Below are 21472 nucleotides of genomic sequence, written 5' to 3'. Positions count from 1 at the left end.
CGGGACCGCACCGTCAGACGGCTAGGGTGGCTTCCGTGTCGTACGTAGGTCCGGACTTTGATCCTCCACAGCCCCGTCGTTTCCGTCGAGGCCCCCTGACCGTGGCGCTGGCCGCGCTGGTGCCGGGGGCGCTGATCGGGTGGTTCGTGTACGAGGCGGTGGGTGGCCCGGGTGACTCGGGCAGGGCGGCGGCCGGTACGTCGGCCACGGCGCCCGGTGCGTCCTCCTCGCCCTCTGTCACCGCGTCGAACGACGACAAGCCGCCGAACTCCAGGCCCCTCACGGGCAAGGTCGTCGTCATCGACCCGGGGCACAACGTCACCAACTTCCAGCACACCGCCGAGATCAACCGCAAGGTGGACATCGGCACGAACCGGAAGGAGTGCGACACGACCGGGACGTCCACCAACTCGGGTTACGCGGAAGCCCAGTTCACGATGGACGTGTCCCACCGGCTGCGGAAGATCCTGGAGCGGCAGGGCGCCACGGTGAAGCTGACGCACGACGGCGGCTCCCCGGCCTGGGGACCGTGTGTCGACGAGCGCGCGAAGATCGGCAACAACGCACACGCGGACGCCGCGATCTCCATCCACGCGGACGGCGCAGCGGCCGGCGACCGCGGCTTCCATGTGATCCTGCCGGGCTCCGTGCACGCGGGCGCCGCCGACACCCGCGCGATCGTCGCACCGTCCGCCGTTCTCGGCCGCGACATCGAGAGCGACTACCGTCGCGCGACGGGCGAACAGCCTTCCAACTACGTCGGCGACGGCACCGGTCTCGTCACGCGTAAGGACCTGGGCGGTCTCAATCTGTCAACGGTTCCCAAAGTGTTCATCGAGTGCGGCAATATGCGCGATAGCAAGGATGCCGCACTGCTGACGAACGGCGCCTGGAGACAGACGGCGGCGCAGGGGATCTCTGAGGGAATCGTGAGTTTCCTGCGCGGGTAGCGATCAGTGGGCTGATCCGGGCGGACACCCTGGCAAGGTGGACGATAGGGTCAACCGACGACGAGACGACCTACGAAGGACCTGAAGTGAATATCCGCTCCCTCACACGAGGCGACGGTGTGGTGATCGGGGCAGCGGTATTGCTCTTCATCGCGTCGTTCCTCAAGTTCTACACGGCCAACGGGTACAACCTGGACATCACCGCGTGGACGAGCCTCGGTAACGGCCTCGGCACTTACATGGGCGGCGTCATCGGTGCCGCTCTCATCGTCGTCAACCGCAGCCTGCCCCAGCCGCGCAAGATCCTGGGCCTGGACCTCGGAACAGTCGGCGTGGCGTTCACGGTTCTCACCGCGTGGGCCCTGTTCTGGACGCTGGTCGACGTCGGGGACAACGTCAGCGCCGGCGCAGGCCTCATCCTCGGCTTCATCGCCGCCCTCGTCCTGGCCGGCGCCGCCGTCGCGACGCCGCTCGTCCCGGCCCTCCAGGCCGCTCTCGTCCCCGCCCCCAAGCCGGCCGCCCCGCAGCCCTACGGCGCCCAGCCGCCCGGTGGTTACGGCTACCCGGGCGCCGGTGCGCCGCAACCGTCGTACGGCACTCCGCCGCAGCAGGCGCAGACCGCGCAGCCGTTCGGGCAGCCCCAGCCGCAGCCGACGCCGCCTCCGGCCGGGGACTTCTCGCCGTTCTGGTTCGCCGTGCCGGTGGCCCGGCCGCTGTTCGGGGAGGACGGTTCGCCGTCGCCGATCGCCGAACTCGCGCCGGGTACCTGGTACTTGGCCGTCGAGCAGCGCGGTCCTGCGCTGATCGCACAGACGCAGGACGGCCGTCGTGGCGTACTGCAAGACACGTCAGGGATCCAGCGCGGCTGAGCCCCGCACCGTCTCCCACGGCCCCTCGCCCTTCCGGGTGGGGGGCCGTTGTCGTACAGTCGCAGCCGTCTCATCGACTGACTGACGGTCCGTCAGATTGCTGACTGTGGAGGCGACATGCGGCTCGGTCTCGCACTCGGGTACTGGGGGCGCGGGCCCTCCGCCGACCATGTGCCGCTGGCTCAGGAGGCGGAACGGCTCGGGTACGACTCGGTGTGGACGGCCGAGTCGTGGGGTTCCGACGCCTTCACGCCGCTGACCTGGATCGCCGCGCAGACGTCAAGGATCAAGCTGGGGACGGCGGTTGCGCAGATGGCGGCCCGTTCGCCGACCACCACCGCGATGCACGCGCTCACCCTCGACCATCTCTCCGGCGGGCGGATGATGCTCGGGCTCGGGCTGTCGGGGCCACAGGTGGTGGAGGGCTGGTACGGGCGGCCGTTCCCCAGGTCGCCGCTGACCGCGACCCGGGAGTACGTCGAGGTCGTACGGCAGGTGTTGCGGCGGGAGGCGCCGGTCGAGGTGGACGGGCGGTTCCACGCGCATCCGTACCGGGGTGCGGACGGCACCGGCCTCGGCAAGGCGCTCAAGTCCATCACCCACCCGCTCCGCCCCGACCTGCCGGTCCTGCTGGGCGCCGAGGGGCCGAAGAACGTGGCGCAGACGGCCGAAATCGCCGACGGCTGGCTGCCGTTGTACTGGTCGCCGAGCCGCCCCGAGGTCTACGGCACGACCGACTTCCGTGACAACTTCCTCGTCGCGCCCATGGCACAGGTGAAGGTCTGCGACGACGTCGCCGAAGGCCTGCTCCCCGTGAAGATGATGCTCGGCTTCTACATCGGCGGGATGGGCCACGCGGCCCGCAACTTCCACGCCGATCTGATGGCACGCATGGGGTACGAGGAAGAGGCCCGGCACATACAGGAGTTGTTCCTCGGCGGGCGCCGGGAGGAGGCCGTCCTCGCCGTGCCGGACGCGTTCGCCGACGAGATCTCGCTCGTCGGCCCGCGTGAACGGATCGCGGAGCGGCTGGAGTTGTGGCGCAAGGGCCCGGTGACGGACTTGCTGGCCCTTGCGCCCGACCCGCACACACTGCGGGTGCTGGCGGAGCTGAACTCCTAGGAGCCGCCCGCCAGTTGGCCTGCCGACGGCACCTTGTCGGTCACCTCGGCGCCCGCGCTCTTCCCGGCGTCCTTGACCTTGTTGATGATGTCGTCGAAGGAACTCGCCGTCGCGTCGGTCGAGTCGCCCTTGCGGAGCTTGGACGGCAGGTCCTTGAGGGAGGCGATGCCGGCGGTCAGCGGGGCGAGTGCCTTGGAGAGCGTGGGGTCGCCCTGGGCGTTCTTCTTGGCCGCCTTGAGCCGGTTGTACGCGAACGCGCCCGCGAGGCCCGCCTTGACGAGGGCGAACCTGCGTCCGCTCGCACCCTTCTTGAACTTGCCGGCCTTCCAGGGCTTCACGATCCACTGGTAGGTGGCACCGGCCGCGAGGCCCGCGTTCGCGACGAAGCGGGTCTTGGCCAGCTTCTGGCGCTCGGCGGTGGTGCTGGGGCTCGGGGTGGCGGCGGCAGCCACGACGGCCGCGGTGTTCTGTGTGGCGTCGCCGGTGGCGCTGCCGCAGGCGGTGGCGCCGGCGAGCAGGGCGCAGCACAGGGTGAGCGCCAGGAAGAGGCGCCGTATCGGTACGGGCACGGAATCCTCCGGGGTTTTCCCCGAGTGGGTGTCCTTACCCCGGCAGCCTCGCCCGGCCCGGGCGGTTGCGCCACTTGAGGGAACCCGTTCGGGTTTCATGCACGTTTGAGCGGCAATCCGGTGTGCATGTCCCCTGAATCCCGTCGCGGCCCCAATCAGGCCGGCAACATCGTCGCGGTCGCCGCAGACATCGCGGCCCTGATCCTTGGTCTCTGGATCGTGATGTACCTACTGGACGCGAACCGAGGCAACGACCTCGTGAAGTTCGTCCATGACGCGGCCACCTGGCTCGCAGGCTGGTCCCACGACCTGTTCACGTTCCACAGGGCGTGGGCCCGTGTCGTCTGCGGCTACGGCCTGGCGGCCGTGGTCTACCTGTTCATAGGCCACGCCATCGCCAACCGTATGCACAAGTACTAGACGACCCGGCCGCAGCAGTCCGGGTCCAGCCCCATCGGCAGATGCTCGCCGCCGAAGACCGCGCACGTAGCGTCGTGGCCGCCCAGAGCGGCCACGGCCAGAAGCAGGGACCCCGCCGTCCAGGTCGTCAGCTCACGCGGCCAGATCGCATCGTCGTCGAAGACATACCCCGTCCAGTACAGCCCGGTCTCCGCATCGCGCAGATTCTGTATCGACTGGAGAATCTCCAACGCGCGGTCGGACTCCCCCAACACCCACAACGCGAGGGCGAGTTCGGCGGACTCGCCACCCGTCACCCACGGGTTGGGGACGACACACCGCACCCCGAGCCCGGGCACGACGAAGCGGCTCCAGCCCTCCTCCACCCGGGACTTGGCCTCCGTACCGGTCAACGCGCCTCCCAGGACCGGGTAGTACCAGTCCATCGAGTAGCGGTCCTTGTCCAGGAACCGTTCCGGATGGCGGCGGATCGCGTGCCGCAGCGCGCCGACCGCCAACTCCCAGTCGGGCTGCGGTTCTTCGCGCTGTTCGGCGATGGCGAGCGCGCAGCGCAGCGCCTGGTGGATGGAGGAGGAACCGGTCAGCAGCGCGTCCGACGTGTCCGTGCCGTCGGCGTCCCGTTTCCAGCCGATCTGGCCGCCCGGCTGCTGGAGCCGGAGGACGAACTCGACCGCCGCGTAGACGGTGGGCCACAGCCGGTCCAGGAACGTGTCGTCGCCGGTCGAGAGGTAGTGGTGCCACACGCCTACGGCCACGTAGGCGACGAAGTTGGTCTCGCGGCCCCGGTCGGTGACGTCGTGCGCGTCGCCGTCGGCGTAGGCCGCGTACCAGGAGCCGTCCTCGTTCTGGTGCCGGGCGAGCCAGTTGTACGCCCGCTCGGCGGCCTCGTGTTCGCCCGCCGCGTCGAGCGCCATCGCGGCCTCGGTGTGGTCCCACGGGTCGAGGTGATGGCCCCTGAACCAGGGGATCGCCCCGTCCTCCCGCTGCACGGCGAGGATGCCGGCGACGGTCGCGGCGGCCTCCTCCGCGGTGAGGACCCCGGGCAGGACGAGGTGTTCTGTCCGGGGAGCGGTCACTTGGCTTCCGCCAGGGGGAGGTGCGGCTTGGTCGCGTAGGCCACGAAGCTCTTGCCGATCAGCGGGTTCAGCGCCTGCTCGGCGACCCGGGTGGCGAGGGGTTTCTTCATGATGTCCCAGACCAGGAGCTTGTGGTAAGCCTGCACCGGCAGCGCCTTGTCGTTGTCCACGCCGAACGCGCACTTCAGCCACCAGTACGGCGAGTGCAGCGCGTGCGCGTGGTGGGTGCCGTAGGGCTTGAGGCCGGCCTCGCGGATCTTGGTGAGGAGTTCGTCCGCCTTGTAGATGCGGATGTGGCCGCCCTCGACCTCGTGGTAGGCGTCGGACAGGGCCCAGCAGACCTTCTCGGGGCCGTAGCGCGGGACGGTGATGGCGATCCGGCCGCCGGGCTTCAGGACCCGGACCATCTCGGCGAGCACACCCTTGTCGTCCGGGATGTGTTCCATCACCTCGGAGATGATCACGACGTCGAACGACTCGTCGGGGAAGGGGAGTTGGAGCGCGTCACCCTCCATCGCGGTGGCGGTGGCGCCGGCCGGGGCCTCGCCGGCCTCCTTCATCGCCGCGAACCACTTGGCGACCTCGCGGATCTCCTCGGCGTTCTGGTCGAGGGCGACGACCTGTGCCCCTCGCCGGTAGCACTCGAACGCGTGCCGCCCGGCACCGCACCCGAGGTCCAGGACACGGTCGCCAGGGGCGAGCGGGAACCGGGAGAAGTCGACGGTCAGCACGTGGCCCTGCTTTCGGGATAGACGCCGGTAACACTGGTCGGAGACGGGGGTGGAGAGGTCGTACGGCCCGCGATCGCCTCGCGGTACCTGGCTGCCGTGCCCTCGGCGGCCTTGGCCCAGGTGAAACGCGCGAGTACGCGTTCCCGGCCCGCCCGGCCCAGCCGCACTCTCAGCGCCGGGTCGGCCAGGAGCCGGCTCAGGGCGGTGGCCAGCGCGCCGGGGTCCCCCGGCGGTACCGCGAGGCAGGTCTCGCCGTCGCCTCCGGCGACCTCCGGGATCGCTCCGCCGGTCGTCGCGACGAGAGGCGTCCCCGTGGCCATCGCCTCGGCCGCCGGGAGCGAGAAGCCCTCGTACAGCGAGGGCACGCAGGCGACTTCCGCCGAGCGGACCAGGTCGACGAGTTCGGCGTCGGAGATGCCCTTGACGAACTCGACGGCGCCTTCGAGGCCGTAGCGCTCGACGGCCTGGGCGACCGGGCCCTCCGTCGGGCGTTTGCCCACGACGATCAGGTGGGCGTCGGGGTGTTCCGTGCGGACCTTCGCGAGGGCCTCGACGAGGAAGACGAGGCCCTTGAGGGGGACGTCCGCGCTGGACGTGGTGACGATCCGGCCCGGTACCTGGGGTACGGCGGGGTTCGGGGAGAACTGGTCGGTGTCGGCGCCGATGTGGACGACGTGGATGCGGTCGTCCCGTACGCCGAGGTGGTCGATGATCTCCTGGCGCGAGGTGCCGGAGACGGTGAGGACGGAGGGCAGGCGGCGGGCGACCCGCTTCTGCATCTGCGTGAAGGCGTACCAGCGGCGCTTGGACATCCGCTGCCGCCAGCTCTCCGCCGCGTCCAGCTCCAACTGCCGGTCCACGGTGATGGGGTGATGGATCGTCGTCACCAGCGGGGCGCCGACGTCGCCCAACAGGCCGTAGCCGAGCGTCTGGTTGTCGTGCACGATGTCGAACTCGCCGCGTCTGGCGCGGAGATGGCGGCGGGCGCGCAGCGAGAAGGTGAGGGGCTCGGGGAAGCCGCCGGTCCACATCGTCGCGACTTCGAGCGCGTCGATCCAGTCCCGGTACTCGTCGCGCTTCGGGGTGCGGAAGGGGTCCGGGGAGCGGTAGAGGTCGAGCGAGGGCAGCTCGGTCAGGGAGATGCCGGGGCAGCCCTCGTCGAGGACCGGGTAAGGCTGGGAGCCGATGACCTCGACGCGGTGCCCGAGGCGGGCCAGTTCGCGGGAGAGATGGCGGACGTAGACGCCCTGACCGCCGCAGAACGGGTTCCCTTTATAGGTGAGGAGTGCGATACGGAGCGGTCGCTCGCCGTCTGCGGCCGGGCCCTCCTGGGGGCCCGCCTGACTGGCCTCAGCGGTCACTCTGAGCCCCCTTCTGCCTGCACTGTCCCGCGAGATTACGCCGGGACGCTAATCTAGAACAAGTTTCAGACTTGATCGTCCAGGAGGTTCTGAATCTACCGGCCGGTACGGGCGCTGTGAGAAGTGGATCAGGTGATTCACACCACGGCTGAGACCCTGCCACGATCGGTCCGATCACCCGCCCTCACCGACAGTCACGGGAACAGTCACGGAACGGGAGCCATGCCAGTGGAAGCCAAGCCCGAAGCCACTGCGCGGACCTCGCCGCCCCTCACCGAGCGGCAGGAGGCGCGCCGGCGCCGCATCCTGCACGCGAGCGCGCAGCTGGCGAGCCGGGGCGGTTTCGACGCCGTGCAGATGCGGGAGGTCGCGGAGTCCTCGCAGGTCGCGCTCGGCACGCTGTACCGGTACTTCCCGTCCAAGGTGCATCTCCTGGTCGCCACGATGCAGGACCAGTTGGAGCACATGCACGGCACGCTCCGCAAGAAGCCGCCGGGCGGTGAGACGGCGGCCGAGCGGGTCGCGGAGACCCTGATGCGGGCCTTCCGCGCGCTCCAGCGGGAGCCGCATCTCGCCGACGCGATGGTGCGCGCGCTGACCTTCGCGGACCGCAGCGTCTCCCCCGAGGTCGACCAGGTCTCCCGGCAGACCACGGTGATCATCCTGGACGCGATGGGCCTGGAGCATCCGACGCCCGAGCAGCTCTCCGCCGTCCGCGTGATCGAGCACACCTGGCACTCGGCCCTGATCACCTGGCTGTCGGGCCGCGCGTCCATCGCCCAGGTGAAGATCGATATCGAGACGGTGTGCCGCCTGATCGACCTGACGTCAACCGACGATTGACCGATGCCATAACCAATGATTTCACCGCTGATACTATGGCTGCATGCCGATGATCACAGTGGAATTCACCGAGGAAGAACTCGCCGTGGCCAAGGAGCACGCAGCCTCGCTCGGAAAATCGATGCGTGCCCATGCGCACGACATAATCCTCGCCGATGTACAGCGGGCGGCGTTCCTGAAGGGCGTCGACGAGACTGTCGCCTACTACATGGACGTCTTCAAGGACGCCCCGGAGGGCCAGCGTTGAGCCCTCTCATCCGGGTCGACGCAGGATGGATTCTCGAAATCCAGACCCGCGTCGCTCCCCTCAACACCCCCATCGCGGACTGGGGAGCCCTCGACGCCATGGCCAGGCGCCACATGTTCGAGCAGCCCTACGAACAGCCGTACTACGAGGAGCCCGCAGCCCGGGCAGCCACCTTCCTGCACAGTGCGGTCCTCCTGCGACCGTTCGCCGACTACAACGCGGTGATCGGTTGGGCGTGCGTCTCGCAGTACATGCTCGCCTCTGGTGAACCCGTTTCACCGCCGAAGCCCGACGAGGCGCACCGCATAACCGGTGCCATCCGCGCACAGGAAGCCGACCTCCGCGACGTCGCCCGCGCCATCGCCGGCTGGCGCTGACCGGACTCCACTCCCGCCCGAGAGGATCACTCCTCGGGCGGGAACACCGGCTCCCCGCTCCCCAGCAGCGTGATCATGATGGCCTCCACCGGGCAGCCCTCGGCCGCCGCGAGGATCCGCTCGTTGGCGTCGGTCTCCGGTTCGGCCGGGTGGGACTGCATGGCCGAGTCGAGGCGGAAGCGGTCGGGGGCCTGGTGGACACACTGGGCCGAGCCGATACAGACGGAGCGGTCGACCTCGACCTGCCAGCGGTCACCCATCCCCTGTTCACCCCTCCCAGCCGGCGGGCAGGTGGATCATCTTGTGTTCGAGGAACTCGGAGAAGCCCTCGGGCCCGAACTCCCGCCCCAGACCGCTGTTCTTGTAGCCGCCGAAGGGTCCGAGCATGTCGAGGCTGAAGGTGTTGACGTTGTAGGTGCCGGTGCGGACCTGGCGGGCGATGTCGATGCCGTGGGCCACGTCGCCCGTCCACACGCTGCCGCTGAGGCCGTAGTCGGAGTCGTTCGCGATCTTCACGGCCTCGCTCTCGTCGCCGTACGGGAGCAGGCAGATGACCGGGCCGAAGATCTCCTCGCGGGCGATGCGCATGGAGTTGTCGACGTCTCCGAAGAGGGTCGGCTCCACGTACCAGCCGCGGTCGAGGCCGGGTGGACGGCCGCCGCCGGTAAGGATTTTGGCGCCCTCCTCCTGGCCGATGCGGATGTAGTCGAGGTTGCGCTGCTGCTGGCGTTTGGCGACCAGGGGGCCGACCTGGGTGGCCGGGTCGAGCGGGTCGCCGACCACGAGCGCGCTCGCCGCCGCCGCGAACGCGTCCGCGAACTCGTCGTAGCGCGAGCGGGGTACGAGGATGCGGGTCTGGGCGACACACGCCTGGCCGTTGTTCATCCAGGCCGCCGAGACGATGCCGGGGACGGAGGTCGTGATGTCCGCGTCGGGCAGCACGATCGCCGCCGACTTGCCGCCCAACTCCAGTGTCACGCGGGTGAGATGGCGGGCGGCGACCTCCATCACGCGCTTGCCGGCCGCGACCGAACCGGTGAACGAGATCTTGTCGATACCGGGGTGCCCGACCAGGTACTCGCTGACCTCGCGGTCGGCGGGGAGGATCGACAGGACGCCGTCCGGCAGTCCGGCCTCCTTGGCGATCTCGCCCAACAGATAGGCGTCCAGGGGCGCTTCGGGCGACGGCTTCAGGATCACCGTGCAGCCGGTGAGCAGCGCGGGGGCGAGTTTGGCGGCGGCCACGAACTGCGGGACGTTCCAGGGGACTACGGCCGCGACCACCCCAACTGGCTCCCGCCGTACGAGGATCCTGCCGAGGACTCCGTCCCGGTACTCCTCGTAGGTGCTGTGCCCACCCGGAGGACGACCCCCGGAACCCCCGAAATTCTTCGCGACGGTGATCGCCGCGTCCCACACCATCATCGCGCCGAGGGCCTGCCCGAGGATGCTCCAGGAGTACGGCGACCCGTTCTCGGAGGAGATGACGCGGCCGATCTCCTCGTACCGGGCGGCGATCGCGTCCTTGATCCGGGTGACGACCGCGACCCGTTCGTCGAGCGTCATACGCGGCCAGGGCCCTTCGTCGAAGGCCTTGCGCGCCACGGCGACCGCGCGGTCCACGTCCTCCCTCGACGCGTGCGGGACGCGTCCGATGACCTCTTCCGTATGCGGGGAGATCACCTCGATGACGTCCTTGCCCAGGGGGTCGGTCAACTCCCCGCCGATGAACAGCTGTCGGTGTTCCACGAGCTCCGTCATGGCCGAACGCCTCCCCGGTGCCGCTGCCTGAACCGCTGTCTGACGATCCATCAGATACGAGGACTGAATACCAGTTCCGGTCGATGGAGTCCACGTATAGTGGCCGGAAGGCGGCGATTGGGGAGTCCATGACGTCCACGGGTCAGGTCCACGACCACGGCGGCGGTGTTCGTTCCATCGAAGTCCCCATCCCCGACAACCCACTTGGGACCACGCTCGTCTACGTAGTCGACACCGACCGCGGCCCAGTCCTGGTCGACACCGGCTGGGACGACCCGGCCTCCTGGGACACCCTCGTCGCGGGTCTCGATGCCTGCGGTACGCAGGTCGGCGAGGTGCACGGCGTGATCATCACCCACCACCACCCCGACCACCACGGCCTGTCCGGGCGGGTGCGCGAGGTGTCCGGGGCGTGGCTCGCGATGCACGCGGCGGACACGGCGATCGTACGGCGGGCCCGTTCCACCGAACCGGGCCGCTGGCTGGCGTACATGACCGCGAAGCTCGCGGCGGCCGGTGCCCCCGAGGAACACCTCGCCCCGCTCCGCGCGGCCCGTCCGCGCAGCGTGCCGGGGCTCGCGCCCGCGCTGCCCGACCGGGAGATCGTCCCCGGTGAACTCCTCGACCTGGCGGGCCGGCGGCTGCGCGCGATCTGGACGCCGGGCCACACGCCCGGCCATGTCTGCCTGCACCTGGAGGAGGAGCACCCGGCCCAACTCCCGGGCCACGGCCGCCTGTTCTCCGGCGACCACCTCCTTCCCGAGATCACCCCGCACATCGGCCTGTACGAGGACCCCGACGACACCACGATCGCCGACCCCCTCGGCGACTACCTCGACTCGTTGGAGCGGGTCGGGCGGCTCGCGCCCGCCGAAGTACTCCCGGCCCACCAGCACACCTTCACCGACGCGCCGGGCCGCGTACGGGAGTTGCTCGCGCACCACGAGGACCGGCTGACCGGGCTGCTCGCCCTGCTCTCCGAGCCGCTCACCGCGTGGCAGGTCGCGGAGCGGATGGAGTGGAACCGGCCCTGGGCCCAAATCCCCTTCCCGTCAAGGAACATCGCGGTGTCCGAGGCGGAGGCGCATCTGCGGCGCCTGGTGAAGCTGGGGCAGGCTGAGGTCATGACGGGGAGCGAGCCGGTGACGTACGTGGCGGTGTAATTCGGTCGTGGGGCGGGGGGCGCGGCTGATAGCAACGACCCCATGGACCTGGACCCTTTGCAGCGACTGCTCGCCGAACGTGCCTGTGAGCGCGTCGTCCTGGACTTCGTCCGCCGGCTCGATCTCGGTGAACCGTCCTCCGTCGCCGGGCTGTTCACCGAGGACGGCCGCTGGGAGTGGCCGGAGGGGAACAGAGCGGTCGAGGGGCGGGAGGCGCTGCGGAAGTACTTCGGCGCCCGTCCCGCAGGCCGGCTCTCACGCCGCCTGATGTCGAACGTCCTGGTCACCCTCACCTCCCCCGGCACGGCGATCTCGACGGCGTACTTCACGACGTACCGAGTCGACGGCCACCACGGCGGCACGGTCCCCGCCGGTCCCCCGGTCCAGGTCGGCCACTACGAGGACACCTTCCGCCAGGTGGAAGGGAGTTGGCTGATCAGCGCCCGCACCCTGTTCCTGCCGTTCGGCGGCCCCACCCCGCGTCACTGACTGATGGCCGCGTATGCGATTCCCTCGTCGTACGACATCGCCAGGCCCGCCCGGTAGCCGGTCGTGTAGGCGTCGTCGCCGAGGCGTTCGCGGACGCGGAGTTCGCAGGTGCGGCGGGTGGCGATCAGGTCCGGGGAGTCCATCTGGGCGCGGCCGGTGAGCTCCCAGAGGCGGGTGCCGATGCCGAGGAGGCGGGCGGCGCGGTGGGCGTCGCCCGCGGTGACGACGGCGGCTGCCAGCAGGTCGAGGGACATGGCGGCGCCGACGGTGTTGTGCAGCAGGGCGTGGCCCGCGATCGAGGTGCGGGCGCCGGACACCGCGGCCCGTAGGTCGCCGCGCGCCAGGTCCGCCTGGGCGATCAGATAGTCCGCGAAGGCCCCGCACCAGTACTCGTCCTGTTTCCGGCTGGCCGTGCGCACCTCGTCGGCGACCTCACGGCCGCGCTCGAACTCGCCGCGCAGCACATGCGCGAGGGACAGCGCGAGCCTGGCCTGGAGCTGGGCGGCGCCGAACCCGTCGTCCTGGACCGGGAGTTGAGGTGCCGCGTCGAGGACGTCGATCGCCTCGGCCTGTCGGCCGGTGAGTGCCAGGTGGCCGCCCCTGAGGTAGGCGGCGGCGACCTGGGCGACCGGGGAGCCCTGTTCGCGGGCCGCGTCGGCGCAGCGGACCGCCCAGTTGGCCGCCGCCTCCTGGTCGCCCTGAAGGATGGCGACCGCGCCACGCGACCACAGGGCGAGGGTGCGGCCGGGGCCGGGCGGCGACTCGGCGGCGAGGGCCTGGTCCAGGCAGTGCTGGGCCTCACGGAGGTAGCCGCAGTGCCGCCACAGGAAGCCGACATGCCCCGCCGTCTCCACGGCGGTCGCGGGCGCCCCGTCCGGCTCGGCCAGCGCGCAGTCGACGGCCGTGCGCAGATTGGCGTGTTCGGTCAGCACACGCTCGCACCAGGCGACCTGCCGTCCGGTGTTCCACTCGGCGCAGCCCTCGCGGGCGAGGCGGGCGTAGTAGTCGCGGTGGCGTCGGCGTACGGCGCGTTCCTCGCCGAGGGCGTGCAGCCAGTCGGCGCCGTACTCGCGGACGGTGTCGAGCATCCGGTAGCGGGCCGAGATGACAGGGTCGGGCAGCACGATGGACTGCGCGACGAGCCGGTCGAGCAGCCCGGCGATCCACTCCAGGGGCAACGGCCCGCCCGCGCAGACCTGCCGGACGGCCTCCAGGCAGAAGCCACCGCTGAAGACGGACAGCCGCGCCCACAACAGCCGTTCGAGAGGCGCGCACAGTTCGTGACTCCAGCCGATGGCGGTGCGCAGGGTCTGGTGGCGGGGCGGGCGTTCGCCGGTGTCGGAGGTGAGCAGGTCCAGCGGCGAGGGCAGGCGTTCGCCGAGGCGGGTGTGGAGCTGGTCGAGGGTCAGGTCGGTGAGGCGGGCGGCGGCCAGTTCGAGGGCTAGCGGGATGCCGTCGAGGCGGCGGCAGACGGCGACCGCGGTGGCGCGGGCGGCCGAGTCGTCGTCCCTCAGAGGGCGTCCGGCGGCTGCGGCACGCTCGGCGAACAGGGCTACGGCGTCACCGGCACCGGAATGGGCTGGATCGCCGGGTCGGCCGTCCACGGGCAGTGGTTCGAGGTGGAGGACCTCCTCGCCGGGCAGGGCGAGCCGTTCCCGGCTGGTGACGAGGACGCGCAGGCCGGGCAGGCGGGACAGCAGGGCGGCGGCAAGTCTGGCGCAGTCGGCGAGAAGGTGCTCACAGGAGTCGAGGACGATCAACAGCCTTTTGCCGTGGGCCCATTCAGTGATGACGTCGATGACCGGGCGGGTCGACTGGTCGGCGAGCCGGAGGGTTTCCATGACGGCGAGGTCGACGAGTCCGGCGGTGTGCAGGAGGGAGAGTTCGGCCAGCCAGACGCCGTTGGGGTAGGCGCCTTGGACCTCCGCCGCCGCGCGCAGCGCGAGCCGGGTCTTGCCGACCCCGCCGACCCCGACGACGCTGACCAGCCTGGCCGGGCCGACGGCGGGGTCCAACGCGGCGTGGAGCCGGGCGAGTTCGGCGCGCCGCCCGACAAAACTGCGGGTCTCGGGCGGCAGATTCCCAGGGTTCCCGGGGGTGTGGGAGTTGCCTGGGTTCCCATGGTCAGTCCTGTCCGGCATTAGGCCAGTGTGTCCGTACATCACCGGCTCCATGCGCGGGTCCCGGAACCCGGCCCGCGGCTGCCCGCAAAAGTCGTCATAGCACCGGAACAGCCGCCCTTTTCGATCACCTTCCGCCCTGATTCGACGAGTTGTGTTCGAGAGCTGGTCAACTCCCCCGTGCCACGGGTACGGAGCCGGGAATTCCGCGATCGTCGTGGAGTGAACGCGATGGACACGAACGCGATGGACAACGCGATGGACGGGGGACGCCGCTTGCTCGTCGCACCGGTCGGCTGTCTGCTGGCGGCCACGCCGGGTCTGCTGATCGGCCGGGTGCAGCCCATCCTGCCGCTGCTGGCGATCGGGCCGCTGATGGCCGCCACCTTCCTGGGTACCCGCCGTACGCTCCTGGTCTGCTGCTGGACGGTGCTGCTCGCCCTGGCGGCGGGGCTCGACTCGGGGGCACAGCTGAACGCCGGCTTCGCCGTCCGCTGGGGCGGGCTGCTCCTCGGCTGCGCGTGCAGTGTGTACGCGGCGAGGCAGCGCGGCCGGCTGCGGGAACGGCTCGCGGAGGCGCGGGGGGTGGCCCGGATCGCCCAGGAGGCGATCCTGCGGCCGGTCTCCCGCACCCTCTCCGGCACCCACGTCAGCACCCGCTACCACTGCGCGAACCGCGAGTCCTCGGTCGGCGGCGACCTGTACGACCTCGCGGTGACGCCGTACGGCCTGCGCGTGCTGGTCGGGGACGCGCGCGGGCACGGGCTCGACGCGCTGCGGACGGCGGCCGACACGCTCATCGGGTTCCGTGAACTCGCCTATGCGGCACCGGACTTGACGACCCTGGCGAAGGCGCTGGATGCCCGGCTCGCCCCCGGTCTCGGTCCTGAGGACTTCGTCACGGCGGTGCTGGCCGAGTTCGGGCCGGGCGAGGTGCGGCTCGTCAACTGCGGCCATCCGGCGCCCCTGCGCTCCGGGCAGCGCCTCGAACTTCTCGAACCCCGGTTCCCCGCACTGCCGTTGGGCCTGTGCCCGGACCCGCGGCAGTACCGGGTCCGCCTCCAGCCCGGCGACCGCCTCCTCCTCTACACGGACGGCCTCACCGAGTCCCGCGCCCTCGACGGCACCCCGTTCGCCCTGCTCACCGAGTGCGCGACGGCGTTGAGCGAGCCGACGCCGGACGGGGCACTGCACGCGCTGTACGACCGTCTGGTCGCGCACGCCGGCGGCCCGCCCACCGACGACCTGGCCCTCGTCCTGTGCCAGCCGACGGAGGTGACGGCGCCGGTGCGGGTCTGAGGCCGGCCCCGGATCAGCCCAACTTGACGAGCAGGTCGGCCAGTTCGGCCGGCTTGGTGACCATGCAGTCGTGGCCGGTCTCCAGTTCCCACACCTGGGCCGGGGTGCCATTGGGCTGGATCGCGGGGACCGGTCGCCGCTCGAAGCCCTCCGGTTCGCTGCCCACGCAGTGGATGTGGGTGCGGGGGATCGAGCGCGCGGCCGGGTTGTCCAGCCGTACCGGCTGCTGGAGGCAGCGCGCCGACTGGTCCGAGAGCGTGGTCCGCAGCCAGGCGACGTCCGCCGGTTCGGTGACCCCGAACAGGCCCCCGGGCGGCGGCAGTTCGGGCAGCGGCGGAATCCGCCAGCCGGTACCCGAACTCGCCGCCAGATCGATCAACACCTGCGTCACCGGCATGATGTCGATCGCGCTCTCCCCGTCCTCCGGGACCATCGCGTCGAGGTAGACGAGTCGGTCGATCCGGTCGGGGACCTGGTTGGCGGCCGACGAGACAACCAGCCCGCCGTAGCTGTGGCCGACGAGGATCACCTCGGTGAGGTCCTCCTCGGCGATGAGCCCGACGACGTCGTCGGCGTGTGTGTCGAGGCCCACTTCGGGGCCGAGCAGCCGCGCCTTGTCACCGTGGCCGGTCAGCGAGGGCGCGAACACCCGGTGTCCGGCCGCCGTCAGCAGCGTGACCACCCGCTGCCAGCTCGCCCCGCTGTGCCAGGCACCGTGCACCAGTAGATACGTGGACATGGTCGTCGCTCCTAGTCGTCGTGGCCGGCGTCGCCGATCGGCATCGGCACGCCTTCGGCCGGCCACCGGTGACGCTGCCGTCCGCGCATTGCCCCAGCCAGGGCCCCCGCGCCCCTGGGGGTGACAGGACCAGGCACGCGCGCGGCGGCCGAATTACAGTGCGGGGATGGCCGGTGAACCGAATCTGCTGGGCGAGTACGTGCGCGCCCGCCGCGAACTCGTCACCCCCGAACAGGCCGGTATCCCCGCCTACGGGGTACGGCGCGTGCCGGGCCTGCGGCGGGAGGAGGTCGCGCTGCTCGCCGGTATCAGCGCCGACTACTACCTGCGCCTGGAGCAGGGCCGCGACCGCAACCCCTCCGTGCAGGTCCTGGAGTCCATCGCCCGGGTGCTGCGGCTCGACGAGGACGCGACGGCCCATCTGCTGCGGCTGGGCGCCGCGAAGCCCCGGCGCCGCCGGCCCCGCCCGGTGAAGGAGACCGTGCCCGAGGGGATCGCCAAGCTCCTTGTCACGCTCCCGCTCCCCGCGCTGGTCGAGGGCCGCTACTTCGACGTCCTCGCCGCCAACTCCCTGGCGACCGCGCTGTCTCCGCGCTTCGCGGCCGGGTCCAACCGGCTGCTGTCCCTGTTCCTCGACCCGGCCGAGCAGGCGCTCTACCCGTACTGGGAGAGCGCCGTCGGCGGCATGGTCGCAGCGTTCCGCGAGTCCGTGGGCCCCGACACGAACGACCCCCGTTTCATCGAACTGGTCGGTGAACTCTCCCTCGCCAGCCCGCTCTTCAGCCGGCTCTGGGCCCGCCACGACGTACAGGCCTGCGAGGCCGCGCCGAAGTACATCGCCCACCCTCAGGTCGGCGGACTGGAGCTGAACCGGGAGCGACTGAGCATCGACGGCGTACCGGGTCAGACCCTGGTCGTCTACCACCCGGACCCCGGCACCGACGCCGCCGAGAAACTGGCCCTCCTCGCGTCCGCCACCCGCACACCGGACACCGGCCGTCCCCGGTCCGAGGTCACCGGGTAGGACCGTGTGACGCGGGTCACCCTGCTCCCCGGAATGCTGCTGGCGGTCACCGGACCCCGTGACGGGTCCGCCTGGCGCATCCTCCGTACCGGGCTCGGGCGCCGTCAGTCGCGGTAGCGCGGCGCGGGCGGGTAGAAGTCGCCGTAGGGGCCCAACCACCGTTCGTGCAGGGCGCGGAGCGTGCCCGAGGTGCGCAGGTGCGCGAGGACGCCGTTGATGAAGCGGACGAGTTCCGGTGTCGTCTTCGGTACGGCGATTCCGTGCGGCTCGTAGGTGAAGCGCGGTCCGGTGATGCGGGTGGCGGGGTCCTGGGCGCTCAGTCCGGCGAGGACGTTGTCGGTGGTCGACACGGCGGCCACCTCGCCCTGCTGGAGCAGCAGGAGGCAGTCGGTCCAGTCGGAGACGGTCACCGGCCGCACTGCCGGGCGGGCGCGTTGCAGCTCGGTCAGTGAGGTGGTGCCCCGGGCCGTGCACACCTTCTGTCCGGCGAGATCGGCGAGGGTCTTCACCGGGGAGGTGTCGGTGACGAGGACGCGTTGGCCGGAGTCGAGGTAGTCGCTGCTGAACAGCACCTGCTCCATGCGCTCGCAGGTGATCGTCATGGAGTGGGCGACGAGGTCGACCTGACCGCGTCGCAGTATCTCGATCCGCTGCGCGGACGGCACGGCCTTGAACTGCACCCGGTCCGGCCGCCCGAACAGCGCGCGGGAGATCTCCCGCACCAGGTCGATGTCGAGCCCGTCCAACTGCCCCGTGTCGGAGTTGCGGTAGCCGAAGAGATAGGTGTTCTGGTCCACCCCCACGATCAGCCGCCCCCTGGCGACGATCCGCTCCATCGCCGTACCGCCGGGCATCTTGCCGCCCGGCGTCGGCATGTCGGCGAGCGGTTTCAACGACCGCAACGGATCGCAGCTCCCGCCGGTCGCCGCGGGTGCGCTCGCGGAGGCGGACGGGCTGTCGGCGGACGCGGACGGGCGCACCCCGGCGGCCGAACGACGTTGCGGTGCGGCCGAGTTGGCGCAGGAAACTGTCAGCGCCAGCACGGCGAGCGACGCCACGACCCCGGCAAGCAGCCGCCGGCGAAGCGGGACGGCGCCGCCCCGCATCCCGCCCTCTTCCCCACGTGCCCGAAGTTCCCCCACACTGCCCCGCAGCCCTCGGAACCCATCCGAAGACGCCGTTCGGCGCCCCGGCCCCTCACGCACTCGTCGGCGGTGACGCGTTCACGTTGATTCACGGTTCCCGAGGAGACGCGAGCGACCGGATCAACTCCGCTGCCGCACCGAGGAGTTCGACCTCGCGCAAAGTCATCGTCGGGTTGGCCGCGCGCCTCCGCCGGGCTTCCTCCAGCCCCGCCGCCGTGAGGTCGGCGGGATCGGCGAGGAGCGCGGCGAGCACCGCGCGGGCCGGTTCGGCGATCGGCTGGTCGTCCACGGCGACCTGGGCGAGGATGACCGCGGAGAGCCCCCAGTCGAGCCCGGGGTCGCCGTCCTCCGCGGTGCCCCAGTCGATGACGCGGGGGCCGGCCGGGGTGAGGATCACGTTCTCCGGGTGGAGGTCGAGATGCAGGACGCGGGTGCCGGGGCGCCGGCCGGGTACCGCGTGCAACTGCCGTAGCAGCGCGGCGAGTACGGTCCCCGCCTCCCGCACGTCGATCGAGCCCGCGGCGAGGGCCTCCAGCATGGTGGGCCCGGCCAGCCGTTCCATCACCAGGTCGGTGCGCGGGGTGAGCGAGTCCCCCGGCCGTACCCGTACCCGGGGCACGGGATAGCCGTACGCGCGCACATGCTCCATCACCGCGCCCTCGGCCGCCGCGTCCCCCCAGTCCTCCCGGCTGCGGCGCAGCACCCACGTCTCGTCGATCTCGTACACGTCCGCGGTACGGCCGGAGCCGATCAGTTTCCCCGTCGTCTTCCCCGTCGTCGACATGGCCAGAACCTACCGGGGCCTCCGGACCGGGGCACCCCTCCCCACAGCCGATGCCCAGGGGCGCGGGCGTGTGCGCCTTCGACCCGGGGGCGGGCGGTGGTCACCGTCGTGCTCACGCTGACCGTCGGTCCGGCGCTGCTGCGGGCGCTCCGCCGGGCGACCCGGCGGGCGGCCTTCGAGACGCGGGTCACTTTCGACGGACGAACCGCGTGAAGCGTCCCACATGACGCAAGTCACCAACGATGTGGATTAGTAGGTCAAATAGGTGTCATGTACGCGCCCGCATGGCCTCTGACCTGGGGTTTGAGAGCCACGTCACACAGTTGACGATTCACCCACATGCGACCACAACTAGTAAAAGGGGTCTTTGCGGACACGGATCGAGAGTGCTTCTGTGGAGCAGTCGCACGGCGCCGACGAGTCCTCACGGGCCTCGGCGCCGACGCCTTGCCGGGGCCGCGCACCACGTGACACCGGCACGCATACGACGTCTCTGTCCCCGAAGAAACAGGTTCTCCGTGTCCGTCTCCCGCATCGTCGCTCGCATCGCCTCCCCGAAGAAGGCCCTGACCGCCGCCGCTCTGGCCGCCGCCACCACCGGTCTGGTGCTGACCTCGGCTCCCGCTCAGGCCGCGACGACCTCCGCCTCCTCCGCTCAGTCGATCGCGCACAAGATGATCCCGAGCGCGGCGCAGTACAACGCGTTCAGCAAGATCGTCGAGCACGAGAGCGGCTGGAACGTCACCGCCACGAACTCCTCCTCCGGCGCCTACGGCCTGGTCCAGGCGCTGCCCGGTTCGAAGATGGCCTCGGCCGGCTCGGACTGGAAGACCAACCCCGCCACGCAGATCAAGTGGGGTCTGGACTACATGAACTCCCGCTACGGCTCCCCCGCCGCGGCCTGGAGCTTCTGGCAGTCCAACGGCTGGTACTGATCACCGGCCCACACACGCACACGTAGCGGCGGCCCCCCGGCATCCCGGGGGCCGCCGCTACATTGCGTTCATGGACCAGAACACACAGCCCAAGTCCTACGACCGTGAGGCGCGCGGACTCCGGCTGGTGGTCGTGCTGCTGGGGCTGACCGTGGTCAGCGGGCTGATCGACGCCGTCAGTTATCTGGGCCTCGGGCATGTCTTCACCGCGAACATGACCGGCAATGTCGTCGTCCTCGGCTTCGCCGCCGCCGGGGCACCCGGTTTCTCGGTGTCGCGCACCCTCACCTCGCTCGGTGCCTTTCTGGTGGGCGCGGCGGCCGGGGGCCGGATCGCGGTGCGGATGGACACCGGCTCGCGCCGGACCTGGGCCCGGGTGAGTCTCGGCGCGGAGGCGCTGCTCGTGGGCGTGGCCGCGGTGATCGCGTTCGTGGCACCGGGCGACAGCGCCACCACGTACCCCTTGATCGCCCTCACCGCGTTCGCGATGGGACTGCGCAACGCGGTGGTCCGCAAGCTCAAGGTCACCGACTTCTCGACCACCACGGTCCTGACGATGACCCTGACCGGACTGGTCGCCGACTCGGTCGCGGGCGAAAGCTGGGGCCGCGGCACCTTCCGTCGCCTGTCGGCGGCCGTGGCGATGGCCGTCGGCGCGTTTTTCGGCGCGTGGCTGACCCTGCACCACGATCTGCGCTACCCGCTCCTGCTCGCGGCTCTGGTCGCCGGGGTGTTCGCCGTGATCGCATCTGGACGGGAGTAGCCCAAAGCCCGGCCAAGAAGGCAGAATTCGTGCGTCTAAGTCCCACGATCAAGAGGATCGATCACACATGATCACGCTCACGAAGGAAGACGGTCCGGCGGATCTGGACGGAGTGACCCATCTGGCGATCGGGGCGTCCTGGGACCCCACCGTCGGCAGCAGCGGCGGCATCATCGGGAAGCTGCGTCAGAAGGCCGGTACGGACCTCGATCTCATCGCCATCGCGATGCAGGGCTCCGACCCGGTACGGCTCGCGGGGCTCGACTCCATGGACCCGCTGGGCAACGGCTCGTTGGTGCACAGCGGGGACAACCAGACCGGCAAGGGTGAGGGCGACGACGAGACGGTGACCGTCGACCTCGCGCGGATACCGACCAACATCACGTCGATCGTCTTCGTCGCCGCCGCCTACAAGAAGGGCAGTTCCTTCCAGAAGGCACGGAACATCGCCTTCAAGGTGTACGACGCGACGGGCGGCAGCACCCAGCAGGTCGCCGAGATCTGGCCCAACCTGCTGAGCGACCACAACAGTTGCGCGGTCGCCAAGGCGGTCCGCGAGGGCGCCAGTTGGAAGCTCCAGGTCATCAACGAGACCGGGAAGATCAAGCAGGGAGACGAGCGGGAACTCATGAAGTTCGCGGTACGGAAGTAAGTACAGCGGTGATCGAGGACGGGCCGGCGGCGC

General features: G+C 70.6%; 24 protein-coding genes. 14 read left to right on the top strand and 10 right to left on the bottom strand.

Annotation, left to right across the window (positions count from 1 at the left end):
- Positions 1–35 precede the first annotated feature (35 nt).
- From OH768_RS36705 to OH768_RS36695, 3 genes are all read left to right on the top strand, one after another.
- A complete protein-coding gene (locus tag OH768_RS36705; RefSeq protein WP_406460253.1) occupies positions 36–950 on the top strand; it encodes an N-acetylmuramoyl-L-alanine amidase in 915 nt (304 codons plus the stop codon).
- Positions 951–1036: 86 nt separating this feature from the next.
- Positions 1037–1819, top strand: a complete 783-nt coding sequence (locus OH768_RS36700; RefSeq protein WP_406460252.1) for a hypothetical protein — start codon at positions 1037–1039, stop codon at positions 1817–1819.
- 117 nt (positions 1820–1936) lie between these two features.
- Positions 1937–2941 (top strand): LLM class F420-dependent oxidoreductase, encoded by a 1005-nt coding sequence (locus OH768_RS36695; RefSeq protein WP_406460250.1) that lies wholly within the window; start codon positions 1937–1939, stop codon positions 2939–2941.
- Here OH768_RS36695 and OH768_RS36690 read toward each other — a convergent pair.
- The gene (locus tag OH768_RS36690; RefSeq protein WP_406460248.1) at positions 2938–3510 is read right to left on the bottom strand and encodes a hypothetical protein; all 573 of its coding nucleotides are present in this window, start codon (positions 3508–3510) and stop codon (positions 2938–2940) included. The genes OH768_RS36695 and OH768_RS36690 overlap by 4 nt on opposite strands.
- A gap of 126 nt (positions 3511–3636) precedes the next feature.
- Here OH768_RS36690 and OH768_RS36685 point away from each other — a divergent pair, with 126 nt between their 5' ends.
- Positions 3637–3930, top strand: a complete 294-nt coding sequence (locus OH768_RS36685) for a hypothetical protein (RefSeq protein ID WP_406460246.1) — start codon at positions 3637–3639, stop codon at positions 3928–3930.
- Here the strand turns inward: OH768_RS36685 and OH768_RS36680 are convergent.
- From OH768_RS36680 to OH768_RS36670, 3 genes are read right to left on the bottom strand one after another with little or no spacing between them, the layout of a single operon-like run.
- A complete protein-coding gene (locus OH768_RS36680) occupies positions 3927–5006 on the bottom strand; it encodes a prenyltransferase (RefSeq protein WP_406460245.1) in 1080 nt (359 codons plus the stop codon). The genes OH768_RS36685 and OH768_RS36680 overlap by 4 nt on opposite strands.
- A complete protein-coding gene (locus OH768_RS36675; protein WP_388112096.1) occupies positions 5003–5737 on the bottom strand; it encodes a class I SAM-dependent methyltransferase in 735 nt (244 codons plus the stop codon). The genes OH768_RS36680 and OH768_RS36675 overlap by 4 nt, the downstream gene beginning before the upstream one ends.
- Positions 5731–7098, bottom strand: a complete 1368-nt coding sequence (locus OH768_RS36670; protein ID WP_406460243.1) for a glycosyltransferase family 4 protein — start codon at positions 7096–7098, stop codon at positions 5731–5733. Before OH768_RS36670 ends, OH768_RS36675 begins: the two co-directional genes overlap by 7 nt.
- Positions 7099–7320: 222 nt before the next feature.
- On the opposite strand from OH768_RS36670, the gene OH768_RS36665 reads away from it, so the two are divergent.
- Genes OH768_RS36665 through OH768_RS36655 form a run of 3 tightly spaced genes read left to right on the top strand, consistent with a single transcriptional unit; the run spans position 7321 to position 8565 of the window.
- Positions 7321–7941 carry a TetR family transcriptional regulator gene (locus OH768_RS36665; RefSeq protein ID WP_359613803.1) on the top strand — a complete coding sequence of 207 codons (621 nt, stop codon included), beginning with the start codon at positions 7321–7323 and terminating at the stop codon, positions 7939–7941.
- A gap of 43 nt (positions 7942–7984) precedes the next feature.
- Positions 7985–8188 (top strand): hypothetical protein, encoded by a 204-nt coding sequence (locus OH768_RS36660; protein WP_406460241.1) that lies wholly within the window; start codon positions 7985–7987, stop codon positions 8186–8188.
- A complete protein-coding gene (locus OH768_RS36655; RefSeq protein WP_406460240.1) occupies positions 8185–8565 on the top strand; it encodes a hypothetical protein in 381 nt (126 codons plus the stop codon). Before OH768_RS36660 ends, OH768_RS36655 begins: the two co-directional genes overlap by 4 nt.
- A 26-nt stretch (positions 8566–8591) precedes the next feature.
- Here OH768_RS36655 and OH768_RS36650 read toward each other — a convergent pair whose 3' ends face one another.
- Both OH768_RS36650 and OH768_RS36645 read right to left on the bottom strand, forming a co-directional pair.
- Positions 8592–8825, bottom strand: coding sequence for a ferredoxin (locus OH768_RS36650; RefSeq protein WP_019067177.1), 234 nt, complete (start codon positions 8823–8825; stop codon positions 8592–8594).
- Between the two features lie 7 nt (positions 8826–8832).
- Positions 8833–10326 carry an aldehyde dehydrogenase gene (locus tag OH768_RS36645; protein WP_406460238.1) on the bottom strand — a complete coding sequence of 498 codons (1494 nt, stop codon included), beginning with the start codon at positions 10324–10326 and terminating at the stop codon, positions 8833–8835.
- A gap of 128 nt (positions 10327–10454) precedes the next feature.
- Here OH768_RS36645 and OH768_RS36640 point away from each other — a divergent pair, with 128 nt between their 5' ends.
- A complete protein-coding gene (locus tag OH768_RS36640) occupies positions 10455–11489 on the top strand; it encodes an MBL fold metallo-hydrolase (protein WP_406460236.1) in 1035 nt (344 codons plus the stop codon).
- 42 nt (positions 11490–11531) lie between these two features.
- The gene (locus tag OH768_RS36635; protein ID WP_406460235.1) at positions 11532–11978 is read left to right on the top strand and encodes a nuclear transport factor 2 family protein; all 447 of its coding nucleotides are present in this window, start codon (positions 11532–11534) and stop codon (positions 11976–11978) included.
- Here OH768_RS36635 and OH768_RS36630 read toward each other — a convergent pair.
- Positions 11972–14119 (bottom strand): ATP-binding protein, encoded by a 2148-nt coding sequence (locus OH768_RS36630; RefSeq protein ID WP_406460233.1) that lies wholly within the window; start codon positions 14117–14119, stop codon positions 11972–11974. The genes OH768_RS36635 and OH768_RS36630 overlap by 7 nt on opposite strands.
- Positions 14120–14329: 210 nt before the next feature.
- Between OH768_RS36630 and OH768_RS36625 the strand changes: the two genes are divergently transcribed.
- Entirely contained in the window at positions 14330–15397 is a 1068-nt protein-coding gene (locus OH768_RS36625; RefSeq protein WP_406460231.1) for a PP2C family protein-serine/threonine phosphatase, read from the top strand.
- A 13-nt stretch (positions 15398–15410) separates the two neighbouring features.
- Here OH768_RS36625 and OH768_RS36620 read toward each other — a convergent pair whose 3' ends face one another.
- On the bottom strand, positions 15411–16136 hold the full coding sequence (locus tag OH768_RS36620) for an alpha/beta fold hydrolase (RefSeq protein WP_406460229.1): 726 nt from the start codon (positions 16134–16136) through the stop codon (positions 15411–15413).
- A 166-nt stretch (positions 16137–16302) separates the two neighbouring features.
- Between OH768_RS36620 and OH768_RS36615 the strand changes: the two genes are divergently transcribed.
- Positions 16303–17160 carry a helix-turn-helix domain-containing protein gene (locus OH768_RS36615; protein ID WP_406460227.1) on the top strand — a complete coding sequence of 286 codons (858 nt, stop codon included), beginning with the start codon at positions 16303–16305 and terminating at the stop codon, positions 17158–17160.
- 104 nt (positions 17161–17264) lie between these two features.
- Here the strand turns inward: OH768_RS36615 and OH768_RS36610 are convergent, their stop codons facing one another.
- Together OH768_RS36610 and OH768_RS36605 are read right to left on the bottom strand one after the other, a co-directional pair.
- The gene (locus OH768_RS36610; RefSeq protein ID WP_406460225.1) at positions 17265–18266 is read right to left on the bottom strand and encodes a glutamate ABC transporter substrate-binding protein; all 1002 of its coding nucleotides are present in this window, start codon (positions 18264–18266) and stop codon (positions 17265–17267) included.
- Between the two features lie 127 nt (positions 18267–18393).
- A complete protein-coding gene (locus OH768_RS36605; RefSeq protein WP_406460223.1) occupies positions 18394–19089 on the bottom strand; it encodes a phosphotransferase in 696 nt (231 codons plus the stop codon).
- Positions 19090–19607: 518 nt separating this feature from the next.
- Between OH768_RS36605 and OH768_RS36600 the strand changes: the two genes are divergently transcribed.
- The 3 genes from OH768_RS36600 (at position 19608) to OH768_RS36590 (ending at position 21439) form a co-directional block, all read left to right on the top strand.
- Positions 19608–20024: a transglycosylase SLT domain-containing protein gene (locus OH768_RS36600; protein WP_200712962.1), complete on the top strand. Its 417-nt coding sequence runs from the start codon at positions 19608–19610 to the stop codon at positions 20022–20024.
- Positions 20025–20094: 70 nt separating this feature from the next.
- On the top strand, positions 20095–20787 hold the full coding sequence (locus OH768_RS36595) for a YoaK family protein (RefSeq protein WP_406460221.1): 693 nt from the start codon (positions 20095–20097) through the stop codon (positions 20785–20787).
- A 67-nt stretch (positions 20788–20854) separates the two neighbouring features.
- Entirely contained in the window at positions 20855–21439 is a 585-nt protein-coding gene (locus OH768_RS36590) for a TerD family protein (protein WP_406460220.1), read from the top strand.
- The last annotated feature ends 33 nt before the right edge of the window (positions 21440–21472 follow it).

The sequence above is a fragment of the Streptomyces sp. NBC_01622 genome, assembly GCF_045209635.1.
Classification (GTDB): Bacteria; Actinomycetota; Actinomycetes; order Streptomycetales; family Streptomycetaceae; genus Streptomyces.
Note: the sequence above shows the minus strand (reverse complement) of the source record. Positions and strands in the feature narration are given on the sequence as shown.